General features: G+C 63.8%; 23 protein-coding genes. 18 read left to right on the top strand and 5 right to left on the bottom strand.

The features are described 5' to 3' along the window. The first annotated feature begins 55 nt into the window (after window positions 1-55). The 13 genes from NFW05_RS07135 (at window position 56) to grxD (ending at window position 15,196) form a co-directional block, all read left to right on the top strand. The gene (locus NFW05_RS07135; RefSeq protein WP_295304260.1) at window positions 56-1,192 is read left to right on the top strand and encodes a patatin-like phospholipase family protein; all 1,137 of its coding nucleotides are present in this window, start codon (window positions 56-58) and stop codon (window positions 1,190-1,192) included. Between the two features lie 119 nt (window positions 1,193-1,311). After that, a complete protein-coding gene (gene pbpG / locus NFW05_RS07130) occupies window positions 1,312-2,565 on the top strand; it encodes a D-alanyl-D-alanine endopeptidase (protein ID WP_295304258.1) in 1,254 nt (417 codons plus the stop codon). A gap of 176 nt (window positions 2,566-2,741) precedes the next feature. Beyond that, entirely contained in the window at window positions 2,742-3,743 is a 1,002-nt protein-coding gene (locus NFW05_RS07125; RefSeq protein WP_295304255.1) for a sulfate ABC transporter substrate-binding protein, read from the top strand. 57 nt (window positions 3,744-3,800) lie between these two features. Beyond that, on the top strand, window positions 3,801-4,658 hold the full coding sequence (gene cysT, locus NFW05_RS07120; protein ID WP_295304252.1) for a sulfate ABC transporter permease subunit CysT: 858 nt from the start codon (window positions 3,801-3,803) through the stop codon (window positions 4,656-4,658). Continuing rightward, on the top strand, window positions 4,655-5,602 hold the full coding sequence (gene cysW, locus NFW05_RS07115; protein ID WP_295304249.1) for a sulfate ABC transporter permease subunit CysW: 948 nt from the start codon (window positions 4,655-4,657) through the stop codon (window positions 5,600-5,602). Before cysT ends, cysW begins: the two co-directional genes overlap by 4 nt. Further along, complete coding sequence (locus NFW05_RS07110; RefSeq protein ID WP_295304246.1) at window positions 5,599-6,669, top strand: sulfate ABC transporter ATP-binding protein; 1,071 nt, start codon at window positions 5,599-5,601, stop codon at window positions 6,667-6,669. The genes cysW and NFW05_RS07110 overlap by 4 nt, the downstream gene beginning before the upstream one ends. A 104-nt stretch (window positions 6,670-6,773) precedes the next feature. Further along, window positions 6,774-7,244 carry a hypothetical protein gene (locus tag NFW05_RS07105; protein ID WP_295304245.1) on the top strand — a complete coding sequence of 157 codons (471 nt, stop codon included), beginning with the start codon at window positions 6,774-6,776 and terminating at the stop codon, window positions 7,242-7,244. Between the two features lie 52 nt (window positions 7,245-7,296). Continuing rightward, the gene (locus tag NFW05_RS07100) at window positions 7,297-8,430 is read left to right on the top strand and encodes a hypothetical protein (protein WP_295304244.1); all 1,134 of its coding nucleotides are present in this window, start codon (window positions 7,297-7,299) and stop codon (window positions 8,428-8,430) included. Window positions 8,431-8,439: 9 nt separating this feature from the next. Further along, complete coding sequence (locus NFW05_RS07095) at window positions 8,440-11,319, top strand: EAL domain-containing protein (RefSeq protein WP_295304242.1); 2,880 nt, start codon at window positions 8,440-8,442, stop codon at window positions 11,317-11,319. Window positions 11,320-11,498: 179 nt separating this feature from the next. Further along, window positions 11,499-12,764, top strand: a complete 1,266-nt coding sequence (gene hemA / locus NFW05_RS07090; protein ID WP_295304239.1) for a glutamyl-tRNA reductase — start codon at window positions 11,499-11,501, stop codon at window positions 12,762-12,764. A gap of 50 nt (window positions 12,765-12,814) precedes the next feature. Continuing rightward, window positions 12,815-13,897, top strand: coding sequence for a peptide chain release factor 1 (gene prfA / locus NFW05_RS07085; protein ID WP_295304236.1), 1,083 nt, complete (start codon window positions 12,815-12,817; stop codon window positions 13,895-13,897). A 21-nt stretch (window positions 13,898-13,918) separates the two neighbouring features. Next, complete coding sequence (gene prmC, locus NFW05_RS07080; RefSeq protein ID WP_295304233.1) at window positions 13,919-14,803, top strand: peptide chain release factor N(5)-glutamine methyltransferase; 885 nt, start codon at window positions 13,919-13,921, stop codon at window positions 14,801-14,803. A 69-nt stretch (window positions 14,804-14,872) separates the two neighbouring features. Next, a complete protein-coding gene (gene grxD / locus NFW05_RS07075; protein WP_295304230.1) occupies window positions 14,873-15,196 on the top strand; it encodes a Grx4 family monothiol glutaredoxin in 324 nt (107 codons plus the stop codon). Window positions 15,197-15,266: 70 nt separating this feature from the next. Here grxD and NFW05_RS07070 read toward each other — a convergent pair whose 3' ends face one another. Next, window positions 15,267-15,629 carry a carboxymuconolactone decarboxylase family protein gene (locus NFW05_RS07070; RefSeq protein WP_295304228.1) on the bottom strand — a complete coding sequence of 121 codons (363 nt, stop codon included), beginning with the start codon at window positions 15,627-15,629 and terminating at the stop codon, window positions 15,267-15,269. Window positions 15,630-15,782: 153 nt separating this feature from the next. Here NFW05_RS07070 and NFW05_RS07065 point away from each other — a divergent pair, with 153 nt between their 5' ends. Further along, on the top strand, window positions 15,783-16,319 hold the full coding sequence (locus tag NFW05_RS07065) for a hypothetical protein (RefSeq protein WP_295304226.1): 537 nt from the start codon (window positions 15,783-15,785) through the stop codon (window positions 16,317-16,319). 45 nt (window positions 16,320-16,364) lie between these two features. On the opposite strand, the gene NFW05_RS07060 is transcribed toward NFW05_RS07065, so the two are convergent. Beyond that, a complete protein-coding gene (locus tag NFW05_RS07060) occupies window positions 16,365-17,651 on the bottom strand; it encodes a protein kinase (RefSeq protein WP_295304223.1) in 1,287 nt (428 codons plus the stop codon). Between the two features lie 21 nt (window positions 17,652-17,672). Beyond that, on the bottom strand, window positions 17,673-19,052 hold the full coding sequence (argH, locus tag NFW05_RS07055) for an argininosuccinate lyase (protein ID WP_295304221.1): 1,380 nt from the start codon (window positions 19,050-19,052) through the stop codon (window positions 17,673-17,675). Between the two features lie 59 nt (window positions 19,053-19,111). Between argH and NFW05_RS07050 the strand changes: the two genes are divergently transcribed. From NFW05_RS07050 to NFW05_RS07035, 4 genes are all read left to right on the top strand, one after another. Further along, window positions 19,112-20,149: a histidine kinase gene (locus NFW05_RS07050; protein ID WP_295304218.1), complete on the top strand. Its 1,038-nt coding sequence runs from the start codon at window positions 19,112-19,114 to the stop codon at window positions 20,147-20,149. Window positions 20,150-20,323: 174 nt separating this feature from the next. Then, a complete protein-coding gene (locus NFW05_RS07045) occupies window positions 20,324-21,070 on the top strand; it encodes a LytTR family DNA-binding domain-containing protein (protein WP_295304216.1) in 747 nt (248 codons plus the stop codon). A 219-nt stretch (window positions 21,071-21,289) separates the two neighbouring features. Beyond that, a complete protein-coding gene (gene hemC / locus NFW05_RS07040) occupies window positions 21,290-22,237 on the top strand; it encodes a hydroxymethylbilane synthase (RefSeq protein ID WP_295304213.1) in 948 nt (315 codons plus the stop codon). Then, window positions 22,234-23,010: a uroporphyrinogen-III synthase gene (locus tag NFW05_RS07035; RefSeq protein WP_295304211.1), complete on the top strand. Its 777-nt coding sequence runs from the start codon at window positions 22,234-22,236 to the stop codon at window positions 23,008-23,010. Before hemC ends, NFW05_RS07035 begins: the two co-directional genes overlap by 4 nt. A gap of 96 nt (window positions 23,011-23,106) precedes the next feature. On the opposite strand, the gene hemF is transcribed toward NFW05_RS07035, so the two are convergent. After that, a complete protein-coding gene (gene hemF, locus NFW05_RS07030; protein ID WP_295304497.1) occupies window positions 23,107-24,021 on the bottom strand; it encodes an oxygen-dependent coproporphyrinogen oxidase in 915 nt (304 codons plus the stop codon). A gap of 100 nt (window positions 24,022-24,121) precedes the next feature. After that, complete coding sequence (gene purD, locus NFW05_RS07025) at window positions 24,122-25,396, bottom strand: phosphoribosylamine--glycine ligase (protein ID WP_295304209.1); 1,275 nt, start codon at window positions 25,394-25,396, stop codon at window positions 24,122-24,124. Between the last annotated feature and the right edge of the window lie 27 nt (window positions 25,397-25,423).

Raw genomic sequence — 25,423 nt, 5'->3', positions numbered from 1 at the left:
GCGCAGTTCCCGATGGCCGGGACCGCTGACCAGGGACCGAGCGGCAGCAGTCCCGATGGCCAATTCGCGAACCGCTCTGGTCCTCAACGGGGGCGGGGCACGTGCCGCGTACCAGGTCGGCGTGCTGTTGGCGATCCGCGAGTTGCTCGGCGGGCGATCTGCCGCCAATCCATTCCCGATCCTTTGTGGCACTTCGGCCGGAGCGATCAACGCGGCGGCACTGGCTTGCCACGCACATGATTTCGGCGCCGCGGTCGCCACGCTGGCCACAGTCTGGCGCGGCATGCACGCCGGCGACATCTACCGGGCCGATCTGCCGGGGATCAGCGCTGCGGGCGGCCGCTGGCTCAGCGCACTCGCTTTCGGCTGGGCCTTCCGTCGCAGTCCCCGGTCGCTGTTCGACAACGAGCCGTTGCGCCGGCTGCTCGAGGCCAGACTCGACATGAGCGGGATCGCGCGAAGCCTCGCCAGCGGCGCACTGTTCGCGGTCAGCATTACCGCTTCGGGCTACGCAACCGGTGACAGCGTGAGTTTTTTCCAGGCTCACCCCGAGGTCGGTCGCTGGCGGCGGGCGCAACGCGTCGGATGCCAGGCCGAACTGACGGTCGACCACCTGATGGCCTCGAGCGCCATTCCGTTCATCTTTCCGGCGGTCTACCTGAATCGCGAGTATTTCGGCGACGGATCGATGCGTCAGCTCGCACCGCTCTCCCCGGCGGTCCATCTCGGCGCCGAGAAAGTGCTCGTCGTCGCGCTCGGACAGGCGAGCAGCGGGACCCAGCGACAGAGCTCACGGAACTATCCGACGCTGGCCCAGATCGCCGGACACGCCCTGTCGTCGATCTTCATCGACACTCTGTCGATGGACGTCGAACGGATGGAAAGGATCAACAGGACGCTGTTGCATATCCCCGATGAAGTGCGGAGCAGCCGGGACTTCGGTCTGCGACCTCTGCAAGCACTGATCATCACCCCATCGGAGCGCCTCGATGACCTCGCTGCGCGCTACGCGCACACGCTGCCATTCGCGGTTCGAGGCCTGTTGCGGATGATCGGCGCGATGAACCGGCGGGGCGGTGCGCTGACCAGCTATCTGCTCTTCGAACGACCTTTCACCGAGGCGCTGATCGATCTCGGTTACCGTGACACGATGGCCCGGCGAGAGGACGTCGGATCCTTCCTAAGCAGCTGACCGTACATCACAAGCCACATCATGTAGCGACTCCATGTACTTATTTTTGATGACCTCTGGCTCTCTGACGACGGCCTGGGTTAGAATACCGATCGACGGACGGATGCAGGAGGCTGGTGATGCGCAGGATGCTCAAGGCGGTCGTGCTGCTGGGTTCACTGATCGGCTCGGCAGTGATTCCGGTCGACACGGCTCAGGCGGTCGACAAGGCCAGGGAAAGGGTCGCCTCGACAAAGGCCAGGGCCAACGGCGGAGCCCGACAGGCAAACCCCGCCCCAGCGGCACAATCCAGGTCGGGGACCGCCAGATCGTTGGCACAGAAGGGCAGGGATCCGGCGCAGTACAGGACGAAGGGCTCGGCCCCGACCGACAGGACAGCCGGAAACGGCCGGACGTCGGTGACGCAGCGTGGTCAGGCGGTTCGCGGTCCGGCGATGGCCCAGCCGAAATCGAACGTCTGGCTGGCGGCCAAGCCAGCGCTTCCGAAATCCGCGAAGGGTGGAAGATACGTCGCCATCGAGCCAGCCGGCGGAAGCACGGCGCCCATCCACAGGAGAGGCTTGACCCGGGCCCTGGCCAGCGGTGCGGATTTCTGGCAGGAACCTGGGCACCTGGCCGTCCAGTCGGGTTCGGCGCTGGTCATCGGGCAGAACGGTGGCGACCCGTTGTTCGAAAAGAACGCCCACGCGATCGTGCCGATTGCCTCGATCACCAAGTTGATGACGGCGATGGTGGTCCTCGACAGCATGCCCAATCTGCAGGCGTCGATCACGATCAGCGACGAGGACGTGGATTACCTTCGCGGCAGTCGGTCGCGTCTCGCCATCGGCACGGTGATCACCCGCGAGACGGCGCTGCTGCTGGCTCTGATGTCTTCGGAGAACCGGGCAGCCAATGCACTCGCCCGTCACTACCCGGGAGGCCTGCAAGCCTTCGTGGCGGCAATGAACCGCAAGGCAGCGTCGATCGGCATGGCCAGTAGCCATTTCGAAGATCCGACGGGTCTGAACAGCAACAACGTGTCTACCGCGCACGACCTCGCGCGGATGGTCGCCGCCGCGCACCGCTATCCGCTGATCCGCGAGTTCTCGACGACTCCGGGAGCACGCGCCGAAGTCAAGGGCCGCGAACTCGAGTTCCACAATACCAACCAGCTGGTCAGCAGTCCGACCTGGGACATCGGCCTGTCCAAGACGGGCTACATCCAGGAAGCGGGAAAGTGTCTGGTGATGCAGGCGACGGTCGCCGACAAACCAATTGTCATCGTTCTGCTCGACTCATCGGGCAAGCAGACACGGATCGGTGACGCCAACCGGATCAAGCGCTGGATGGAGAGTGCATCGGCGACCGGCAGGCTGCCGACGAGCGTCTGACCCGCTGTCGCCCGGTGTCAGCCACGGCCAGCGCCGTGGCTTTTTTTTGCAGTCCGCCAGCATTGCACGAGCCCCGGGAATTCGTTCGGGGAATAAACAAATAAGCAAAGATACTTTGCAGTTCTAAACACCGTGGCTATAGTTCCACCCTTTCCCCGTCGGGGATGGAGCAAAGGATGTCGTGCAAGTTTCTCAGTCGTCTTCTGGTCATCGCACTCGCCATCGCTGGGCCCCCGGCAATGGCCGACAGCAATCTGCTCAACGTTTCCTACGACGTGTCGCGCGACTTCTACAAGGATTACAACCCGATCTTCCAGAAGCACTGGAAAGCAACGAGCGGAGAATCGATCGACATTCGGCAGTCGCACGGCGGATCGAGCAAGCAGGTGCGTGCGGTCGCCGACGGCCTCGAGGCCGACGTGGTGACCATGAACCAGGCATCGGACGTCGACTTCCTCGCCGACAAGGGGCTCGTCGCCCGTGATTACACGCGGAAGTTCCCGAACAATGCTTCTCCCTATACTTCGACGATGGTTTTCATCGTCCGCAAGGGCAACCCCAAGGCGATCAAGGACTGGAATGACCTGGCTCGCCCGGGCGTTCAGGTGATCCTGCCGCACCCCAAGAACACCGGCAACGGCCGCTATACCTATCTCGCGGCGTGGGGCTACGCGATCAGCCAGCCGGGCGGAAACGACAGGACTGCACAGGACTTCGTCGCGCGCATGCTGAAGAATGCACCGCTCTTCGCTGCCGGGGGGCGCGACGCGACGACGACCTTCATGCAGCGTCGGATAGGCGACGTGCTGGTCTCGTTCGAGAGCGAGGCCGAGCTGATCGCCCGGGAATTCGGCAAGGGGGACTTCGAGGTCATCTACCCGTCGATCTCGGTGCTCACCGAGTTTCCGGTGGCCATCATCGACCGGGTGGTAGACAAGAAGGGCACGCGCAAGGTGGCTCAGGCTTATCTCGACTTTCTCTGGTCACCGGCCGGCCAGGAGAACGCTGCCCAGAACTACCTGCGTCCGCGCAACGCCGAGCTGCTTCGCAAGTACGCGGCCCAGTTCCCGCCGATCCGGACCTTCACCGTCGACGAGCTGTTCGGCGGGTGGGCCAGAGCTTTCCCAATCCACTTCCGGGACGGCGGAACCTTCGACCAGATTTATCAGCAGAAATAGGCGCCGACCGCCGCCGCACATTTTTCCGGCGACACCCAAATCGACAGCGATTCAGTGATGCCTGTCCCCCACTACCGCCAGCAGCTTCTGCCGGGTTTTCGCCTCGCGCTTGGCTGTGCGCTCGTCTACCTGTCGCTGATCGTCGTATTGCCACTGACCGGCCTGGCGATCAAGGCGAGTCAGCTGAGCCTGGCCGAGTTCTGGCAGACGGCCAGCGGCGAACGCGCACTCGCCTCGTACCGGGTGACTTTTGGCGCATCATTGCTGGCTGCGACGATCAACTGTTTCTTCGGCCTGATCGTTGCCTGGATTCTCGTGCGCTATTCGTTCCCAGGAAAGCGGCTGATCGATGCGCTGGTCGACCTGCCTTTTGCGCTGCCGACGGCGGTCGCCGGCATCACGCTGGCCACGCTCTATGCGGAGAATGGGTGGATCGGCCGCTACCTCGAACCGCTGGGCCTGAAGGTGGCCTTCACGCCACTGGGTATCGTCGTCGCGCTGACCTTCGTCAGTCTGCCCTTCGTCGTGCGCACACTGCAACCCGTGCTCGAGGACATCGAGCCCGAAGTCGAGGAAGCCGCTGCTTCGCTCGGTGCCTCACGCTTCCAGACCTTCGTCCGCGTCCTGCTGCCGACGATCCTCCCCGCCCTGCTCACCGGTTTCACCCTCGCGCTCTCGCGGTCAGTGGGCGAGTACGGCTCGGTCATCTTCATTGCCGGCAACATGCCGCTGATTTCCGAGATCACGCCGCTGCTGATCATCTCCAAGCTCGAGCAGTACGATGTCGTCGGCGCGACGGCACTGGCCACGGTCATGCTGGCGATTTCCTTCGTGCTGCTTCTCGCGGTGAATGCGTTGCAGTGGTGGACCGCCCACCGCGATGGCCGGGACGGCGCAGGGACGGGACAGCCGTGATCGGTGGACCGCCCCCACGCCGCGCCAATGCAGAACCCCGATGGCTGCGCCATCTGCTGATCGGTACGGGCCTCGGCTTCCTCGCGTTGTTCCTGGCGATCCCCTTGATCGCAGTGTTCAGCGAAGCCCTCGCTGCCGGCTGGGGCCGTTACCTCGAAGCGCTTGTTGACCCCGACGCGCAGTCGGCAATCCGTTTGACGCTGATCATCGCGATCAGCGTCCTGCCGATGAACATCCTGTTCGGCATCGCCGCGGCGTGGGCGATCGCTCGCTTCGACTTCCCGGGCAAGAATCTGCTGGTGACGCTGATCGATCTGCCGTTCGCCGTTTCACCGGTGGTCGTCGGCCTCGTCTTCCTGCTGATCTTTGGAGCGCAGGGCATCTTCGGGCCGTGGCTGGCGGCGAACGACATCAAGGTGGTGTTTGCCCTACCGGGAATGATCATCGTCACGATGTTCATCACCGCACCTTTCGTCGCCCGCGAACTGATCCCGCTGATGCAGGCACAGGGCCGGGAAGAAGAGGAAGCCGCGCTCTCGCTCGGCGCAAGCGGCTGGCAGATGTTCAGGCGGGTGACGCTACCGAACATCAGGTGGGGACTGCTCTACGGGGTGATCCTGGCCAACGCCCGCGCGATGGGTGAGTTCGGCGCCGTTTCGGTCGTCTCCGGGCACATCCGCGGCCAGACGAACACGCTGCCGCTGCACGTGGAAATCCTCTACAACGAGTACAACGCCATCGGAGCCTTCGCTTCTGCGTCGGTGCTGGCTTTGTTGGCGGTCGTCACACTGATCGCCAAGACGGCCGTGGAATGGCGGATTCGCCGCGAAACCCGTGTGCTCTCCGAATCCCCTGCGCAGGAACGGCCGGTGGCCAGTGCAAGCAGAGACATGGGGGCCAGCGCCGGCAGCCTCCGCTCGAATCCCTCAGGCGAGTGGCCATGAGCATTGAAATACGCGCGATCAGCAAACGATTCGGCAGCTTCGTGGCCCTGCACGATGTGACGCTCGACATACCCTCCGGAGAACTCGTCGCCTTGCTTGGTCCGTCCGGTTGTGGCAAGACGACGCTGCTGAGGATCATCGCCGGAATGGAAAGCCCCGATTCGGGACACATCCTGTTCGCCGGCGAGGAAGCGACTCACGTCCATGCGCGGGAACGCAAGGTCGGCTTCGTCTTTCAGCACTACGCCCTGTTCCGACACATGTCGGTCTTCGAGAACGTTGCCTTCGGCCTTCGCGTCAAGCCCAGGAAGCTGCGTCCTGCCGAGGCCGAGATCCGACGCCGGGTCAGCGAACTGCTCAAGCTCGTACAGCTCGACTGGCTGGCCGAGCGATACCCCTCGCAACTCTCGGGGGGCCAGCGACAGCGCATCGCACTGGCCCGCGCCCTGGCGGTCGAGCCCAGGGTGCTGCTCCTCGACGAACCGTTCGGCGCGCTGGACACGCGGGTGCGCAAGGAACTGCGCCGGTGGCTGCGCCGCCTCCATGACGAGATGCATATTTCCAGCGTCTTCGTCACCCACGACCAGGAAGAGGCCCTCGAGGTGGCCGATCGGGTGGTGGTCATGAATCAGGGACGCGTCGAACAGATCGGCTCACCGGACGATGTCTATTCGCATCCGGCCTCGCCTTTCGTCTATCAGTTTCTGGGCAACGTCAACGTCTTCCACAGCCGCGTGCACGGTGCCTGGGCGGACATCGGCCGTGAACAGGCGCAAGATCTGCCCGCCGACGAGGCAACCGCGTTCGTCAGGCCCCACGACATCGAAATCGAGCACCGTCCGGCACCCGGCGGACTCGCTGCAACGGTCCAGCAGGTTCACACGGTCGGGCCACTGGTACGCGTCGAGCTGGCGTACGCATCGGAACTGATCGAGGTCGAGCTCACTCGCGAGCGGGCCCGTTCGCTGGCCCTCCGTGAAGGACAGCAGGTGTGGTTCCGGCCGCGGGAACTGCGGGTATTCGCTGTCCCGCAGAGTGGCCTGGAAGAAGGCGGATCAGGCATCTAGCGATCCGCTGCCGGCCGCTCGGCTACACGCCTCCCGCGCCCACACGAGCGCATGACCCGCATTGACCCTTTCGCGAGGAGCTTTGTCTGGTACGATGCGCCGTGATGCAAACGCTTCTTGCCATTAAATTCGTCACTTCCATTCTCCGCATCTGCTGGCTGTCGCTGCTGCCTGCGCTGCTGTGCTGTACACCGTGCCTCGCCGAGACCGCGGAGCCGGTGATGGTCGCCATCGGTCACCCGGCGACGAGTGAAGAAACGATTCCGCGGGCGTCGCTGCGCGCCATCTTTGGCATGCGTCTGCAGAAATGGCCAGGCGACACGCCAACCAAAGTCTTCGTGCTCAGGGACGACGCGCCCGACCACGCGACGTTCAGCAAGACTCTGCTGCAGGTTTTCCCTCATCAGCTGCGCATGGCCTGGGATCGGCAGGTCTTCTCGGGACAGGGGCAATACCCCGAGCAGGTCGGCTCGGCTCAGGAGATGCTGGCCAAGGTCGCCTCCACGCCGGGGGCCATCGGTTACGTCAAGGCCAACGAGGTTACTCCGAATGTTCGTGTCCTCAAGATTCGCTAGGCGCGCGTATTGCCTCGCGTGGATCGGCGCTCTCGCGTCGGCTTCCCCCGCGGTGCGCGCCCTCGACTATCTGGACGGCGACTTCCAGTTGCACGGTTTTGCCTCTCTGACCCTGGTCAACACCACTGACAACAACTTCTTCGGCAAGAGCGACGACAGGATCAGCAAGGACTTCACCGAGGTCGGCGTCAATGCCTCGTGGCGCATCCTGCCCGAATTGCAGGTTTCGGCCGAAGCCCTGTCGCATCGTGCCGGAGGAACCGACAACGGAAACGTACGACTCGATTACGGACTGATCGACTGGACTCCGCTGACCAGCGAGGAGGGTCGGAGCGGTGTTCGCGTCGGGCGAATAAAGACCGCCTACGGCTTGTACAATACCACCCGCGACGTCCCCTTCACCCGGCCGAGCATCATTCTGCCGCAGTCGATCTATTTCGAACGCACTCGCAACCTGACCGTATCCGCCGATGGTGCCGAGATCTATCTCGAGCGCTATGCCGAAGCCGGTACGCTGTCGGCCAGTTTCGCTTACGGACAACCGCAGACCGACAACGAAGCGGCCAAGGTTGCGCTGTTCAACGTGAACCCGCCGGGGAATCTCGACGCTCAGTTATCCCCGGACTTTCAGGTGCTCTACGAAGGATCCGGCGGCCGCTACCGCCTGGGGCTGACGGCCACGCAGCTCGAGCTGCGCTACAAACCCGGGCCTGCAGACCGCCTGCGAGCGGGAACCTTCAAGCTGAAACCGCTGATCCTTTCCGCTCAATACAACGCTGAAGACTGGAGCCTGACCAGCGAATATGCCTGGCGCCCGACAACGGTCAAGAACTTCGGGCCTTTCTTCTATAACGGCAAGGCCAACGGGGAAAGCTACTACATCCAGGGAACCTACCGGCTGGCCTCACAGTGGGAAGCTCTCTTGCGTTACGACGCCTACTACGCGGACCGGAATGACCGGGACGGAGAGGATTTCGCTGCTGCGACCCGACGGCCGGCATTCAGCCGCTTTGCCCGGGACTGGACCTTCGGACTGCGTTTCGACGTCACTCCGCAGTTCATGCTCCGCGCAGAGGTCCACCGCATCGACGGCACGGGCTTCCTGCCTGCGCAGGACAACCCGAACATCCAGGATCTGCGGCGCAACTGGGACAACTTCATGTTCCAGGCGTCTTTCCGCTTCTAGCTTCCTGACATGGCGGAAGGTGCAGCAACCGATGAGCGGCCGGGCAGGTCCCGGTTCCTGAGCCTCAAGTGGAAGGTGCTGCTGACCCTCGGCGTGGCCATGCTCTCGGTCAATGGAGCGTTGTCCTGGCACCACTATCGCGATCTGAAGACGCGTTTCGAGGAACAGCGCGCAGAAATCCGCCAGCGACTGGTCGCTGAAGCCTTCGCGCTGCGCAACGACTTCGGTCGACGACTGCAGGCTCTGGCCGGGATGCTGGCAGCGCTCGACTCCGTCGGCGTGAGCCTTTTCCAGACGCCCGCCGGGAACGCTCTGCTGCGCCAGCACTTCGACAGCTACTGGCCGGCCCTGCAGCTCGACCTCGGAATCGACTCGGTTCAGGTCTACGCACGAAGTGGAGCCCCTCTCCTGAGCTGGTCGACGAGTTCATTGCCCGAAGCGGCTCAGGACGCGCAGGTGCATACGGTCATCGCCGAGGAGCGCGCGATGCACTGGACCAGTTGCCGACAGACGTGCAGCCAGTTTGCGGCTGCGCCGATCCTCTCCGAGGGGCAGGTAGCGGGGGCCGTCGTCCTCGGCAGCTCGCTGGCCGATGTGGTCAACTCATTCCAGCAGGTCACCAATGCCGATCTCGGCGTCCTCGTCCCGGCCACCGACCGTGGCGCCTTGTCCGACAACGACATCCTTCGCCAGAGCGGGTTGCGCGCCACGCTGCTGAGCAGCAAAGGCAAGGCTCGACCAGTCCTTCAGCAACTCGCGTCAATCCCGCAGATCCCCGACCCACCGGGTCATGCGAGCGTGTCCCTGAGCCACGAGGAGCGGCACTACGAGCTGTCCTTCCTGGCGCTCGTGCCCCCAGACGGAAAGAACGTGCCGCCGATGATGGTCGTCATCGACGATCTGACCGGGCCGCTGAAGGACATCACCGATGCCGTCCTGCTCCGCCTGGCCGGCGAACTCGCAGTTTCCCTGGCTTCGCTGGGAGTCCTCGCCTGGCTCGTCAACTCTCCGCTGCGGCGCATGACACGTACCGCCGAAGCGATCCCGTTCCTGGGCCGCAGTGCGTTTGCCGAGGCGCGCAACCGGATTGCACCGCGCCGGCGACGCCTTGTCGACGACGAGATCGACAGCCTCGACGAAGCGGCGATTGCCCTTTCGTATCGCCTCGAAGAGCTCGAAGCCAAGGAGCTGGCGCACAAGCAGGAAACCGACCGCCTGGTGCAGGAGATATCCGCACAGCGCGACTTCAGCAGCAGCCTCCTCGACACCGCGCAGGTGATCATCCTTACCCAGCGTGGTGACGGGCGGATCCACAGTGTGAATCGTTATGGCTCGCTGCTTTCCGGCTGGAACAAACAGGAACTGATCGGGAAGCCTTTCCTGGATCTGATCGGCGAAGACCAGTCGCGGCTCGCAGCAATGCGCGAGGTTCTTCAGGAAATCGCCGCGGGCGAGCGTCTCGACGCCCAGATGGAATCGATCGTCTGCGGCAAGAACGGCCAGCACTACGAGATCACCTGGAACCATTCCCGTCTTTCGGTCCAGCTGGACGAATCGGTGACGATCCTCTCCGTCGGTATCGACCACACTGAGCGCAAGAGAGCGGAATCAGACGTCAAGCGCCTCGCCGAGCGGGACGTGCTTACCGATCTGGTCAATCGCAAGCGCTTCCAGATCGAACTCGCAGATGCGCTGATCAGCGCCCATCGCCTTGGCACCGACGGCGCCCTGCTTTACCTCGACCTCGACAATTTCAAGTATGTGAATGACGTCAGCGGCCATCAGGCAGGCGACGAGTTGCTCAAGGACGTCGCCAAGGAGGTCGGCAAGGCCGCTCGCGCCAGTGATCTCCTTGGCAGACTCGGTGGCGACGAACTCGGACTGCTGCTCCACGAGTGTGATCGGGAAGGGGCGATACAGGTCGCCGAGAAAATCAACAGGCGGCTGGCCGAGAGAAAATACCCTGGTCTCGGCGCCAACCACCGCGTATCCGCGAGCATCGGTATCGTCGTCTTTTCGGAAGCCAGCAGCGACGCCGTCGACCGCCTGCTGGCCAACGCCGATATCGCGATGTATCAGGCCAAGAAGAAGGGCGGCGCGGGATGGCACGTCTACTCCGAGGGCGAAGGCGTCCAGGAAAAGATGCAGAGTCGTCTGTACTGGGAAGAGATGATCAATCGCTCACTGGCCAGCGATGGGTTGATCGTGCATTACCAGCCGATTCTCGACATACGCGCACGCCAGGTTAGCCACTACGAGGCGCTGGTGCGCATGCGTGGCGCAGATGGCTCGGTGATCGCGCCGGGCATGTTCATGGAGATTGCCGAACACAGCGGACTGATTCGCCAGATCGATCGCCAGGTCATCCGCCAGGTATTCGCCAGGATGATCGCTCTGTTTGCCGCCGGAAGGTACTACCGTTTCTCGATCAACCTGTCCGCGGTGAGCATCAACGACCCGACTCTGCTCTCCTTCATTCGCCACGAAACGTCGCGCAGTCCGATGCTGCCCAGCCATGTCGTGTTCGAAATCACCGAGACTGCAGCGGTTTCCGACTTCTCCTCGGCGCGCGCATTCATGGATTCGGTTCGTGAAATCGGTTGCTCGTTTTCGCTCGACGACTTTGGCGTCGGCTTCTCGTCGTTCAATTACGTGAAGCAGTTGCCCGTCGACTACGTGAAGATCGACGGATCGTTTGTCCGGACGCTCGTCGACAGTCCCGACGATCAGGTCTTCGTTCGCGCGCTCGCCGAAGTTGCCCGAGGTTTCGGCAAGAAGACCGTCGCCGAGTTCGTCGAGGACGAGCGCGCGTTGAACATGCTGCGCAGCTTCGGCGTAGACTACGCGCAAGGCTACTTCATCGGCAGACCGACCCCGGAGGTCAGTTGAGCAATCCTTGCTCGCCTTTCGAGCACCCTGTAATTACAGCGAGGAAACAAAAGCTTGGAGTAATCGGGCAGGCTCGGATGGGGCGTCCCGGCGCTTGCGCCAGAGCGGGTGCGCCTCTGTGCCGGTGCTATAATCCGACCCTTCCGCTCCCGGCCTCTTGCCCATCCCGTCGATCGACAATGGCGCTGTACACCCTTGGCATCAACCACCATACAGCGCCGATTTCGATGCGCGAACTGGTGGCCTTCGAAGCCGACGGAGTCCCTGAGGCGCTGACCGACCTGACCCGCTGCAAGCCGATTCAGGAAGCAGCAATCCTGTCGACCTGCAACCGCACGGAGGTTTATATCAGCAGCGAGTCTCCGGAAGCGGTTGGCGAATGGCTCGCTGACTACCGCCGCGTGGCTCTCGACGAACTCGGGCCCTACCTGTATACCTATCCGGGAAGGGACGCCGTCAGGCACGCCTTTCGCGTCGCCAGCGGCCTCGATTCGATGGTCCTCGGCGAGTCACAGATCCTCGGTCAGATGAAGGAAGCGGCGCGCCTCGCCGAGGAAGCCGGAACCCTCGGGGCGACCCTGCACAAACTGTTCCAGCAGTCATTTGCTGTCGCCAAGGAGGTTCGCTCGACGACCGCCATCGGAGCGAACGTCATCTCGCTGGCGGCAGCCGCCGTCCGTCTCGCCGGACGCATCTTCGAATGCATTGCCGACCAGAAGATCCTGTTCATCGGGGCGGGCGAGATGATCGATCTCTGCGCCACACACTTTGCTGCGCAACAGCCGCGGCTGATCGTCATCGCCAACCGCACCGTCGAGCGGGGATTGGCCCTTGCAGAACGCGTCGGCGGAGCAGCGATCCGTCTCGAGGAGATCGGCGAGCGTTTGCAACAGTTCGACATCGTCGTTTCGTGCACCGCCAGTCCCCTGCCGATCATCGGCCTCGGGATGGTCGAGCGGGCCGTCCGGCTGCGCCGCCATCGCCCGATCTTCATGGTCGACCTCGCCGTCCCACGAGATATCGAGCGCGAAGTCGGTGACCTGGATGACGTCTTCCTGTACACCGTGGACGACCTCGCCCAGGTCGTCGAGTCCGGACTCGAATCGCGACAGGCTGCCGTCGTCGACGCCGAGGCGATCATCACCGAGCGCGTCGAGGGCTTCCTGCGCTGGCTGGCAACACGTGACACCGTCCCGGTAATCCGCTCGCTGCGTGACGCGGCGGAACGCGCCCGCCGGCACGAGGTGGAACATGCGTTGAAGTTGCTTGCCAAAGGCGACGATCCAGCACGTGTTCTCGACCAGTTCTCACACCGCCTGACCAACAAGTTCCTGCATGCACCGACGCAGACGCTGAACCAGGCGGGCCGCACCGAACGTGAAGCACTGCATTCGCTGGTCGCGCATCTTTTCCACCTGCACATCGAGACACCGCACGGCGAGTGATACCGCCTCGTTCGCTGACAGGCCTCGCTTTCACCTCGATCAGTCGATAGATGAACCAGAGTATTTGCGCAAAACTCGAACAGCTCGCCGGACGGCTCGATGAACTCGACCGGATGCTGGCCAGCGGTCAGGCCGCCCAGGACATCGACGAGTTCAGGCGCCTGTCGCGCGAGCACGCCGAGATCGGACCAGTGGTCGGGCTCTACCGGACCTGGCAAGAGACCCAGAGCGAACTCGCCTCGGCGACCGAACTGCTTTCCGACCCGGAGATGCGTGAACTCGCCGAGGCTGAAATTGCCCATGTACGCACGCGACTGCCGGCGATCGAAGCCAATCTGCAGACGCACCTTCTCCCCAAAGACCTCGATGACGAACGCAACGTCTTTCTGGAGATTCGCGCAGGAACGGGTGGAGACGAGTCGGCGCTCTTTGCCGGCAGTCTTTTCCGCATGTATGCGCGCTACGCGGAGCGCAAGCGCTGGCAGATCGAAGTGATCTCGGCAAGCGTTTCGGAGCTTGGCGGCTATCGCGAGGTCGTCGCGCGCATCTCCGGCCAGGGAGTATATGCGCAGCTCAAATTCGAATCAGGCGCACATCGTGTCCAGCGAGTCCCCGAGACGGAAGCACAGGGCCGCATCCATACTTCCGCATGCACCGTAGCGGTCATGCCGGAAGCCGACGCGCTCGAGGAAGTCCAGATCAATCCGGCGGACTTGAGGATCGACACCTTCCGGGCGTCTGGAGCGGGCGGACAGCACATCAACAAGACGGACTCGGCGGTACGCATCACTCACCTCCCGACCGGGATCGTCGTCGAATGCCAGGACGATCGCTCGCAGCACAAGAACAAGGCGCAAGCTCTCTCCGTCCTGGCGGCGCGAATCAGGGACCGCCGGGAGCGCGAACAGCAGGCGACTCTCGCGTCGACTCGCCGAAGCCTGATCGGAAGCGGCGACCGATCGGAAAGGATACGCACCTACAATTTTCCCCAGGGTCGTGTGACCGACCATCGGATCAACCTGACCCTCTACCGGATCGATGCGATCATCGATGGTGACCTCGACGAGCTGATCGCGGCACTCTCGGCCGAGCACCAGGCTGACCAGCTGGCCATGCTCGCCGAGGCGGAGTGAGTCGCCGGCCGGGAACAACCGATGACCGCGCGAACCACATTCCGAGCACCCGTCGACCGTTCGCCCGCTGAGGCGATGGCGACGAGTATCGGTGATGCCTGGCGAGCCGCCTGCCGTAGCATCGATCGCCTCGACGCTCGCCTGCTCGTCCAGCACGTCGCGCAATGCACGCACGCCGATCTTCTGGCACGTCCGGAAAGGGCATTCCCGGCCGCTCAGGCCGAATGCCTCGACGAGCTCGTCAGCCGTCGGGCCAACGGGGAGCCGCTGGCCTACCTGATCGGCTCTGCCGACTTCTTCGGTCTCACTTTCGAGGTTTCTCCGGCGGTGCTGATCCCGCGCCCGGAGACCGAACTGCTCGTCGAGCTGGCACTCGACGTTCTGCAAGCCTTGCCGGCACCTGAAGTCGTCGACCTCGGTACGGGTTCCGGAGCCATCGCGATCAGCCTAAAGCGACACTGTCCCCAGGCTTCCCTGACGGCAGTCGAGCTGTCTGCGGCAGCGCTGGCCGTGGCGCGGAGGAACGCCGATCGTCATGCCGTCGATATCGGTCTCGTTGCAGGTGACTGGTTTGAACCGCTGGAAGGAGCACGCTTCGATCTGATCGTCGCCAATCCCCCCTACGTCGCCGAGGGAGATGCGCATCTGGCCGAGAACGGCCTGCCGTTCGAGCCGCGGATGGCTCTGACCGATGGCCTGAGCGGTGGCGATGGACTGCATTGCATCCGGACGATCATCAGTCAGGCCACGGCACACCTGCTCGCTGACGGCTGGGTCTTGATCGAGCACGGCTACGGCCAGGCGGAGCAGGTGAGAGCCGCGCTCGACGAACAAGGCTTCGTCGAAGTCGGCACGTGGCGGGATCTGTCACGAATCGAGCGGGTCAGCGGCGGTCGCCTGCGTTGACCAGAGCTGCGCCCGCCGGATAGACTGCTTGCTGACGAGTCGTCTCAACGAATTTCACGAGGTCTGCTCATGGACGTTCAACAGCTGATCCGGGAACAGGTCACCAGCCATCCGGTGGTCCTGTACATGAAGGGCACCCCGCAGTTTCCGCAGTGCGGCTTCTCGGCAATGACCGTACAGATTCTCAGAGCCTGCGGTCTGTCCAGCTTCTTCAGTGTCAATGTGCTGGAAGATCCGCGGATTCGCAGCGGCATCAAGGAGTACGCGAACTGGCCGACGATTCCACAGCTCTACGTGCGCGGCGAATTCATCGGTGGCTGTGACATCGTGCGCGAGATGTACGAACATGGCGAGCTGCAGCAGTTGCTGGAGGGTCTCGTCGAAGCACGCTGATTGCCCCCCGTCGCCGCCGATGCTTGCAGGACGCGTCCTGCCTGGCAGGGCTCGTCGCGACCGCTGCTGGTCATGCGCCGGGGCTTGGCCGCCCGGCAGTCATTTCTTCATAGGCGCGGAGCGCCTCGGCCGCATACATGAGACTGGGACCGCCACCCATGTACGTGCACACCGCCAGCGTCTCCATCAGTTGCTCGCGCCGGACTCCGAGACGGACCAGCGCCTTGACGTGAAAGCCGATGCACGCATCGCAGCGGCTGGCCACACCGATCGCCAAGGCGATCAGCTCCTTGTCGAGCGCCGACAATGCTCCCGGAGCCAGGGCCGCCTTGGCCAGGGCGTTGAAACCCTGCATGGTTTCCGGAATGTCGTGGCGCAGAGCCCCGAGCGCTTTCGAGATATCCTGCGTAATCGCGTGGAAGGACTTGCTCATGACACCTCCGGACCGAAAATCAGAAAACGCTAATATACCCTATCCGGGTCTCGCGACGCAACGTCCATGCCGGCGAGCGCTAGCTGCCAGTCTGCTTGGCGCAGCTTCGACAGGCCGTGATTGCGCTGGTCGGTCGGTCGCCGGGGTGAGCGGATGAAAGCCAGTCGAGCGTCCTCACGACCATCCTGCCGGGTCGCCGTCTGCTGCATCGTATTGGCTGGCTGCACATCGTACAGCGGCTGGGGCCTGAAGCCCGGCCAGGCATCACTCTCCGAAGTGGTCGCCACGATGGGCAACCCGGCGATGAGCTGGCGCGATCCCGACGGCGGCGAGCAGCTCGCCTACCCGCGAGGACCGGCGGGCACCCAGACGTTCATGGTCTTCATCGCTCCCGACGGGCGACTTCAGCGCATCGAAGCGGTCCTCGACATCGAGCATTTCGCGCTGATCGGGCCCGGGAAAGCCGACCGGGCCGCGGTGCTGCGCCTGATCGGCCCCCCCGTCCCGCAGTGGACCAGTTATTTCCCGACGCGTAACGAACTCGTTTGGGAGTGGCAGTTCTGCGACTCGTGGAATCAGCTTGCCCGCTTCGACGTGCTGTTCGATGCAACGACCGGAATCGTCCGGACGAGCTACCAGCGGCCGGCGCTGATGGGAGCCAACGGTGTGGCGCCGTGGTGCGGGCGCTAGCAATCTGCCCAAGCGGCTCGCTGCGGCGTTGATCGGAGCCCGCTGTCAGAAGGAGATCAGCCGCACGTTGGCCGAAGCCAGGCGCGCGCTGAGCACACCCAGGAAGGCTTGGTAAAAGTGCATCCGGCAGGTCTCGGATGAGCTCTGCAAAGCCCTTCCCGTAACCTTGACGAGTCTCGCTGCGCTCAGCGAGACGACGTCGGCTCCGCGTACGGTCGTGGCCTTCCCGATCACCGCCATTTCGCCGAAACATTCGCCAACCGCGAGAAGCTCGAGCACCAGCCCGTTCTTGAGGACCTTCAACTCGCCTTCGGCCAGGAAGTAGAAGCAGTCGCCGTCTTGGCCGTCCTCGATGATCAGCGTATCGGGCGGCACGCGAGTCCACTCGGAAAAGCGCACGACCTCCCAGATTTCCACGTCGGAGAAATCGGCGAAGAAGGCGAACGAGCGGAGAGTGTCGAACTTATCGAGGTCGGCCATCTGCTCTGCCGGCGCGTTCAGCCGCCGGCCCCGGAACGCCCGCGCCAAGTCTTGGGCAAATTCGCTCCAGGTCGGGTAGCGACCATCGAGCTTCTTGTTCATTGCGCGGGCCACGACGCTGTCGAGCGCCGCCGGGATACCTTCGCGCAGCGCGGAGGGCTTCCTCGGCTCGAGGTTGATGATCTGATAGATCAGATCGTAACTGTTCCGCGCCTCGAAGGGCAGGTGTCCGGTCAGCAGCTGGTACATGACGACACCCAGCGAATAGATGTCCGTCCGGTGGTCGAGGGGCTGATCCTTGACCTGCTGCGGGGACATGTACGCCGGAGAGCCGATCCCGAGAACGAGAGTACGCTCCGGAGAACCGATGATCGCCGCGCCGAAGTCGGAGATCTTGATCTCCCCTTGTGCCGGATCGTTCCCGGCTAACAGGATGTTCGCCGGCTTGATGTCGCGGTGGGTGATTCCGGCGCGGAACGCGAAGTCGAGGGCCCGGGTACACTTGAAGACGATTTCGACGACCCGCTCGATCGGCAACAGCTTCTCGGGATTGCAGGCCTGCTCGAGAGTTCCGCCGGCGACATATTCCATGACGATGTAGCAGAAATGGTCGTCGACGACGGCATCGTAGGTCTGGACGATGTGCGGGTGCGACAACTTCCCGATCAGCGCGGCCTCGTTGAGGAAGAGATGCGTGTACAGCCGACCCTTTTTGGGGTCTTTCAGAATCCCAGGGGCAGCGACCTTGATCGCCACATCGCGCCGGCCGAAGGGGTCGTTGGCGAGGTAGACTGTGGACGTGGCGCCGCGGCCGATCTCGCGCATCAACTCGTACTTGCCGAGCTTTTCCACCTGACAGGCCTTGTCCGCGAGCTAGCGGCGACGGGCGCGGTCTACGGCTGCCAGCACCTGCTCCGGCGCCGTGCCCCCCTGGTGATTCCGTGCCGCCAGAGAAGCCTCGACGCTGAGCACCAGGTCCTCACCGACCAATGGTGAGAACTGCCGAAGCTCGCCGAGCGACAGCTGCGAGAGGTCCATTCCGAGTTCCTCGGCACGGCGAACGGCCAGCCCCACGGTTTCGTGGGCGTCGCGAAACGGCAGCCCTTTGCCAACCAGGTAGTCCGCCAGGTCGGTTGCCGTCGCGAAACCCTCGTCCAGTGCCGCGCGCATCTTTCGGCGATTCGCGGTGATGCCCGGAACCATCTCGATGAACACGCGCAGCGTATCGGTGACCGTATCGACCGCGTCGAACACCGGCTCCTTGTCCTCCTGGTTGTCCTTGTTGTAGGCCAGTGGCTGCCCCTTCATCAGCGTGAGCAGAGCAGTCAGGTGACCGTAGACCCGACCGGTCTTGCCACGCGCGAGTTCAGCGACGTCCGGATTCTTTTTCTGCGGCATGATCGAGCTGCCCGTGCAGAACCGGTCCGCCAGCGTGATGAAACCGAAACGGGGGTTCATCCAGAGAACCAGTTCTTCCGAGAGACGCGAGAAATGCATCATCAGCAGCGCGCACGCGGCACAAAACTCGATGGCGAAGTCGCGGTCGGAGACGGCGTCGAGCGAATTCTCGCAAAGCCCATCGAAGCCGAGCAACTCGGCGACGTAGAGACGATCGACCGGATAGCTCGTGCCAGCCAGAGCGGCCGAGCCCAGCGGAAGGCGGTTGGTACGCCGCCTGCAGTCGACGTAACGCTCGCCATCGCGCCGCATCATCTCGTGATAGGCAAGCAGATGGTGGCCGAAAGTCACCGGTTGCGCGACCTGCAGATGCGTGAAGCCAGGAAGCGGCGTCGCCGCCTCCCTCTCCGCGATATCGAGCAGAGCCGACTGCAGCTGGTCGAGCAGGGCAAGAATCCCGTCGATCGAGTCACGAACGTAGAGACGCATGTCGGTCGCCACCTGATCATTTCGCGATCGCCCGGTATGCAAACGCTTGCCGGCGTCACCGACGAGGCTGGTCAGGCGCTTCTCGATATTCAGGTGGACGTCTTCGAGATCCGGCGACCAGACGAAGATCCCCGCTTCGATTTCGCTGACCACCTGTGCCATGCCCCGCTCGATGTCCTCGAGATCGGCTGCAGTGATGATCGCCTGCCTGGCGAGCATGCGCGCGTGCGCCAGCGAGGCGCGAATGTCCTGTCGCCAGAGTCGCTGGTCGAAAGCGACCGACGCCGTGTAGCGCTTGACCAGATCGCTCATCGGCTCGGAAAAACGGCCGGCCCAGGTGTAGGTCGACGACTCACCTGGGCTCATCGGCAGACCACTTCCTGGACTAAAATCACTCGTCGGATCCTTGATGGACGCCCTTTTTCGTGACGAAGAGTATAAGGCAAAAGCAGCCCGGCGAGCCGCTGCCGGACTTTCGCAACGTTGGCGTCATGCTGCGCATCCTGCTCGGAGTCAACCTCCTGGCACTCGTTGCAGCGCTTGTCCAGAGTGAGGGCATCGGTGGAATCCTGCAGCGCTTCATCGACATGGCCGTCTGGGTTCAACCGCTGCTGCTCGCCAATCTGGCATTGCTCGCAAGCTCGGCAGGTCTGCTGCAGGGCCTTCCGGTCTGGCTCGCTAAGCTCCTGGTAGTCGTGCTCGCCGGTGGATCGGCGTTGATCCTGCTCGAGTTCTGGAGTCTTCTGGGTCTTGACAGCACCGGCTGGCAACAGGCGACGCGCGCTGCGCTGCTCGCCTCGATCACCGCAGCCGCGCTGCTCTCCTATCTGAAGCTGCGCTCGAGTGCCCTGTCGCCGGCCCTCGTCGAAGCGCGGCTGCAATCGCTCACCGCGCGCATCCGGCCGCACTTCCTGTTCAACAGCCTGAATGCCGTCGTCTCGCTGATCCGCCAGGATCCGCGGCGGGCAGAGACCGCACTCGAGGAACTCGCCGAACTGTTCCGCGCGCTGATGCACGATCCTCGGGAGCTGATTTCCTTGGCCGACGAACTCGCCCTGTGCCGCCAGTACCTCGATCTGGAGAAACTGCGCCTTGGCGAACGACTCGGCGTCGAATGGCAGGTCGAGGACCTGCCTGAACGAGTCAGGGTTCCGCCGCTGATCGTTCAGCCATTGATCGAAAATGCCGTATACCATGGCATCGAAACGTTGCCGAGTGGGGGCACGATCCGTATTTCGCTGCACCGTCACGGCGATCAGCTGCATGTCGAGCTGTCCAACCCACTCGTCGCAAATGCGGAACATCAGCGAGGCAATCACATGGCTCTGGAGAACATTCGTGAGCGGCTGGCCCTCTACTATGACCTCGAGGCGCGACTCGACACCGCCGAGGAAACGCGCGCCGACGGCCGGGACGAGTATTCCGTCCATATCGTTCTGCCGTGCCGCGACCCGCGTCGATGACTCCTGCGGGCGCGGCCGAGAGGTCGTGAAGAAAGGGGCGCGAGCAGTCCGGAATGCTCGACGCGAGCGAACGACGAGACATATCGGATAGACAGGCAAGACGTGAGCGAGCGAGCCACAGCGCAAGTCGGTCGCGCAGCAGAGTCATTCACAACCTCTGAGGTGCTGTCGATCATGATCGTTGACGACGAGGCGCCGGCACGCGCGCGTCTGCGTGACCTGCTTGCCGACATTCGTCCGCAGCTGCCCAATGAGGTCGTTGCTGAAGCTGCAAACGGCCTCGAAGCCCTGGCCGCGACTGATCTGCACGAGGTCGACATCGCGCTCGTCGATATTCGCATGCCCCGGATGGACGGCATCGAACTCGCGAGTCACCTGCTCGAGATCGCCCATCCTCCGTCGGTGATCTTCGTCACCGCCTTCGATGCCTACGCGGTCAAGGCTTTCGAGCTCAGCGCCCTCGACTATCTTCTCAAGCCGGTGCGCGCGCAGCGCCTGCTGGCCGCCCTGCTCAAGGTCAGGGAAGGCAGGCCGACACTTGCGGCGCAGCGACATCGGCTGCCACCGACCGCGCGCACCCACCTGTCCTGTCACGAGCGCGGCCGCGTGCTGCTGGTTCCTGTGGTCCAGATCCTCTACTTCAGAGCCGACCTCAAGTACGTCGTCGCCCGCACGCGTGAGCGGGAATTCCTGCTCGACGAGTCGCTGAGTCACCTCGAACAGGAATTCGGCGCGCAGTTCATCCGCCTCCACCGCAGCGTCCTTGCCGCCCGCGAGGCGATCGCCGGATTCGAACGGAGCGGCCCGGACGACGTCGACGCGCAGTGGCAAGCGATCCTGCATGGCCTCCCGGAAAAGCTGCCGGTCAGTCGCCGTCAGTGGCCCCTGGTCAAGTTGCAGACCCGCCATCCCGGCTCCTGACCACCTGTGCGCAACGCCTCGGATCTGCGATGACTGGCCGGGTGGCTGCCGAGGGAATGGGGCGACCCGAGCGGGACATCAGCTGCCGCAGGGACGCCGGCTGATGAGGCCGGGTGCCGTGCTAGAATCCTCACCAGGGGTCCCCGAGGTCCTTCCGGGAATCGCCCGTCCGACGACCCTCCGCCCGAGTCCACCTCAGCCACGAACCGGAAACCTGCCTTGACCGCGGCAAGACCTGCGCCACTACGCATCGTCATCGCTTCCCGAGAATCCCGTCTGGCGATCTGGCAGGCGGAGCACGTCCGTCAGCGCCTCGCCCGACTGTACCCGCAAACGGCGATCGAGATTCTCGGCATGAGCACCCGCGGAGACCAAATCCTTGATCGCCCACTGTCGACGATTGGCGGCAAGGGATTGTTCATCAAGGAACTCGAAGTGGCGATGCGCGCGGGTCGAGCCGACCTTGCGGTCCATTCGATGAAGGACGTGCCCATGGATCTCCCCGAGGGTTTCGTCCTGGCAGCCGTCAGCGCACGCGAAAACCCGAGCGATGCCTTCGTCTCGAGTCGCTTCGCGTCGCTCGCCGACATGCCGGCGGGGGCGGTCGTCGGAACATCGAGCCTGCGCCGCGAGGCGACGCTCCGGGCGGCCTGGCCACAGCTCCAGGTCAGGGCGCTGCGTGGCAATCTCGACACCCGGTTGCGCAAGCTCGACACCGGAGAGTACGATGCCATCATCCTGGCCGCCGCCGGCCTGATGCGCCTCGGTCTGGCTGCGCGGATCAGTTCGCTGCTGAGCCCGGAAGACTGTTTGCCAGCCCCCGGGCAGGGCGCCCTGGGCATCGAGGTATGCTCCGACCGGGCCGAGATGATTGCCCTGGTCGCTCCACTGCATGACTCCGCGACCGACCAGTGTGTGCGAGCCGAGCGCGCTTTTTCGCGCGCGCTCGGTGGAAGTTGCCAGCTGCCGCTCGCCGCTCACGCGATCCTCGAATGCGACTGCCTCTGGTTGCGTGGCTTCGTCGCCACCCCCGATGGCCGGCAAATGCTCACCGGCGAGTACCGCGGCAATCCCGACGACGCTGAGTCGATCGGTTGTGCACTCGCCGAGACTCTCCGCTGCCGTGGCGCGACGGCGATTCTCGAGAAGCTCGGCCTCGGCCGATGAACGGCCCGCTGTCCGGCCGGACGATCATCGTCACGCGCCCACTGGCGCAGACTTCGGAACTGGCCCGCCTGATCACCGAACGCGGCGGAAAGGCAGTGCTCTTCCCTCTGATCGAGATCGGTCCGCCCGACTCCTCCGAAGAACTCGAGCAGGCAGTGGAACGGATCGGCAGCTACGCGCTGGCCGTGTTCATCAGTCCGAACGCGGTCGATTTCGCGGTGCCGGCGATTCTCGCCGACCAGTCGTGGCCATCGGGCCTGCGCGCAGCCGCCATCGGTCCCGGTACGGTCGCAGCGCTTGCCCGACACTGCATCTGCGACACGCTCGTGCCGAGCGAGCGTTTCGACTCGGAGGCCCTGCTCGCACTGCCCGGTCTTCAGCAGCCATCGGTCAGCGGCAAGCGGATCGTCATCTTTCGCGGCAACGGCGGGCGCGAACTGCTGGCTGACACGCTGCGCGAACGCGGAGCGACCGTCGATCAGGTAGGCTGCTATCGGCGCCTGGCGCCAAGGACCGCGGCGCCGCTCGAGCTGCTGTGGCGTGATCATCGCCTCGACGCCTTGACCGTATCGTCGAGCGAAGGCCTGCGCAATCTCCTCTCACTGCTCGACCAGCCGGCGCAGGCCCGTCTTCGGGCGACTCCGGTCTTCGTTCCCCACCAGCGGATTGCCGAACAGGCCGAAGGGCTCGGCCTGCGCCGGGTCGTGCTGACTGGGCCGGCGGACGCCGGAATCATCGCCGCACTCTGCGGGTTTGCCTGGCCAAGTCAATAGTGTGCGTCGTCTCGGTCAGGAGTTCGTGTCGATTCCCGCTATTGGTGCCGGCTACCTCAACCAGCCGTGAGCGGCCGTGGATCGGCGGCGATCAAGCTAGGCCCAGTCACGAGGCTCGAGCATTTCGTAAAGCACCGCTTCGGGAGTACCTGCCTCCGGTTTCCAGTCGTAACGCCATTTGACGACAGGCGGCAGCGACATCAGGATCGACTCGGTTCGCCCACCGGACTGCAGGCCGAACAAGGTGCCGCGATCCCAGACCAGATTGAACTCGACGTAACGCCCCCGGCGATAGGCCTGGAAGTCGCGTTCCCGCTCACCGTAGGGCATCGTGCGCCGGGTCTCGACGATCGGCAGATAGGCATCGGCAAACGCGTCACCGACCGCACGGGTCAGCGCAAAACAGCGTTCGAATCCCCCCTCGTCGAGATCGTCGAAAAAGACGCCGCCGACGCCACGCGGCTCGTTGCGGTGTCGAAGGAAGAAATACTCGTCGCACCACTTCTTGTAGCGGGCGTAAGTCTCCTCTCCGAAGGGTCGAAGCGCCTGCTTGCAGGTCGAGTGGAAATGCCGAACGTCGTCTGCAAAAGGGTAATAGGGCGTGAGGTCCATGCCCCCGCCGAACCACCAGACAGCCTCGCAACCCGTCCTCGTGGCGATCAGGGCCCGTACGTTCATGTGTGCGGTCGGACAGTATGGGTTCTCCGGATGGATGACCACCGAGACACCCATCGCCGAAAATGCCCGGCCGGCAAGATCGGGGCGCCTGGCCGTAGCCGAGGGCGGGAGAGCACTGCCGCTGACCTGAGAAAATGCCACGCCACCTCGCTCGAACACACTGCCGCCTTCGATGATGCACGTGCAACCGCTACCGGTCAGAGTTGCCCCGACTTCCTTCTCCCAGCGATCGGCACGAAAACGCGCGGCGCCGTCGTGCTCGAACGCTTCCACGGCCGCAACGATTCGCTCCTGGAGGCCGCTGAAATAGTCCCTGAGCAGAACGACATCGATCACGCGCAGCAGCCAGCACCCGGGCAGCGAGTACACCGGAGCGCAGTAGCCCAGGCTGCTTGCCGGCTCGACCAACCGCGCCTGCCAGCCACCGAGACGCTCACCGACCGGCCGCCCGGTGACCGATATCGCGACGGTACTGCATGCCCTCGAAATGAATGCCAAGGATCAGATCGTAGGCCCGCTTCTGCGCCTGCCGAATGTTGTCGGAGAGCGTCGTGACACACAACACGCGCCCTCCGGACGTGACCATCTGCCCATCCCTTTCGCTTGTTCCGGCGTGGAAGATGTGGAAATCTTCTGCGCCTCTGGGCAGGCCGCTGATCGGGTCACCGGTCCGCGGGGTCTCCGGATAGTTTGCAGCCGCGAGTACGACACCCAGGGCCACACGCCTGTCCCAACTTGCTTCGACGAGGTCGAGACGCCCGGAAACGGCATGATCGAGCAGGTTGGGCAGGTCGGACTTCAGGCGCATCATGATCGGTTGCGCTTCCGGATCGCCGAGCCGGCAGTTGAACTCGACGGTCTTCACCGACCCGTCTCTGGCGATCATCAGTCCGGCGTAAAGGAAACCGGTGTACGGGATGCCGTCGGCAGCCATCCCGCGGACCGTCGGCACGATGATCTCCCGCATGACCCGCGCATGGACTTCCGGAGTGACCACCGGCGCAGGAGAATAGGCCCCCATCCCACCCGTATTCGGACCCTGATCGCCGTCCCCGATTCGCTTGTGGTCCTGGCTCGAAGCCAGCGGCAAAACGTTCCGTCCGTCGACCATGCAGATGAAGCTGGCTTCCTCTCCTTCGAGAAACTCTTCGATGACCACGCGAGCGGCGGTCGCCATTGCCGGACGGCCGCTCTCCGGGAGCATCCGGTCGACCGCGGCATGTGCCTCGCCAAGACTCATCGCGACCACGACACCCTTCCCGGCAGCCAGACCGTCGGCCTTGACGACGATCGGCGCGCCATGACGATCGACGTGAGCGTGCGCCGCAGACCGGTCCGAGAAAGTGGCGTAGCGCGCTGTCGGGATATTGTGTCGGACCATGAAGCGCTTGGCAAAATCCTTCGAGCTTTCGAGCTGCGCAGCCTCGCTGGTTGGCCCGAAGATGCGCAGGCCGCGGCTACGGAAAAGGTTGACGATTCCGGCGGCGAGCGGCGCCTCGGGCCCGACGACGGTGAGATGAAGCCTTTCCCGCTCAGCGAAATCGGCCAGCTCGTCGGGGTCGGTCAGCGGCAGATTCTCCAACAAACGTTCGGCGGCCGTTCCCGCGTTGCCCGGGGCGACGAAGATCTTCTGCACAGCGGGGCTTCTCGCCAGACGCCAGGCCAGCGCGTGCTCGCGACCACCCGAGCCGATGACCAACAGCTTCATGAGACTCCTTTCAGCACCCGAGAGCAG

The sequence above is a fragment of the Accumulibacter sp. genome, assembly GCF_023806625.1.
In the GTDB taxonomy this organism is placed as follows: Bacteria; Pseudomonadota; Gammaproteobacteria; order Burkholderiales; family Rhodocyclaceae; genus Accumulibacter.
Note: the sequence above shows the minus strand (reverse complement) of the source record. Positions and strands in the feature narration are given on the sequence as shown.

Excerpts from the sequence above, each read along its gene's own strand:
- NFW05_RS07135 (WP_295304260.1), top strand. The coding sequence starts at position 56 with ATGGCCAATTCGCGAACCGCTCTGGTCCTCAACGGGGGCGGGGCACGT.
- pbpG (WP_295304258.1), top strand. The coding sequence starts at position 1,312 with ATGCGCAGGATGCTCAAGGCGGTCGTGCTGCTGGGTTCACTGATCGGC.
- NFW05_RS07125 (WP_295304255.1), top strand. The coding sequence starts at position 2,742 with ATGTCGTGCAAGTTTCTCAGTCGTCTTCTGGTCATCGCACTCGCCATC.
- cysT (WP_295304252.1), top strand. The coding sequence starts at position 3,801 with ATGCCTGTCCCCCACTACCGCCAGCAGCTTCTGCCGGGTTTTCGCCTC.
- NFW05_RS07110 (WP_295304246.1), top strand. The coding sequence starts at position 5,599 with ATGAGCATTGAAATACGCGCGATCAGCAAACGATTCGGCAGCTTCGTG.
- NFW05_RS07105 (WP_295304245.1), top strand. The coding sequence starts at position 6,774 with ATGCAAACGCTTCTTGCCATTAAATTCGTCACTTCCATTCTCCGCATC.
- NFW05_RS07095 (WP_295304242.1), top strand. The coding sequence starts at position 8,440 with ATGGCGGAAGGTGCAGCAACCGATGAGCGGCCGGGCAGGTCCCGGTTC.
- hemA (WP_295304239.1), top strand. The coding sequence starts at position 11,499 with ATGGCGCTGTACACCCTTGGCATCAACCACCATACAGCGCCGATTTCG.
- prfA (WP_295304236.1), top strand. The coding sequence starts at position 12,815 with ATGAACCAGAGTATTTGCGCAAAACTCGAACAGCTCGCCGGACGGCTC.
- prmC (WP_295304233.1), top strand. The coding sequence starts at position 13,919 with ATGACCGCGCGAACCACATTCCGAGCACCCGTCGACCGTTCGCCCGCT.
- grxD (WP_295304230.1), top strand. The coding sequence starts at position 14,873 with ATGGACGTTCAACAGCTGATCCGGGAACAGGTCACCAGCCATCCGGTG.
- NFW05_RS07070 (WP_295304228.1), bottom strand. The coding sequence starts at position 15,629 with ATGAGCAAGTCCTTCCACGCGATTACGCAGGATATCTCGAAAGCGCTC.
- NFW05_RS07065 (WP_295304226.1), top strand. The coding sequence starts at position 15,783 with ATGAAAGCCAGTCGAGCGTCCTCACGACCATCCTGCCGGGTCGCCGTC.
- argH (WP_295304221.1), bottom strand. The coding sequence starts at position 19,052 with ATGAGCCCAGGTGAGTCGTCGACCTACACCTGGGCCGGCCGTTTTTCC.
- NFW05_RS07045 (WP_295304216.1), top strand. The coding sequence starts at position 20,324 with ATGATCGTTGACGACGAGGCGCCGGCACGCGCGCGTCTGCGTGACCTG.
- NFW05_RS07035 (WP_295304211.1), top strand. The coding sequence starts at position 22,234 with ATGAACGGCCCGCTGTCCGGCCGGACGATCATCGTCACGCGCCCACTG.
- purD (WP_295304209.1), bottom strand. The coding sequence starts at position 25,396 with ATGAAGCTGTTGGTCATCGGCTCGGGTGGTCGCGAGCACGCGCTGGCC.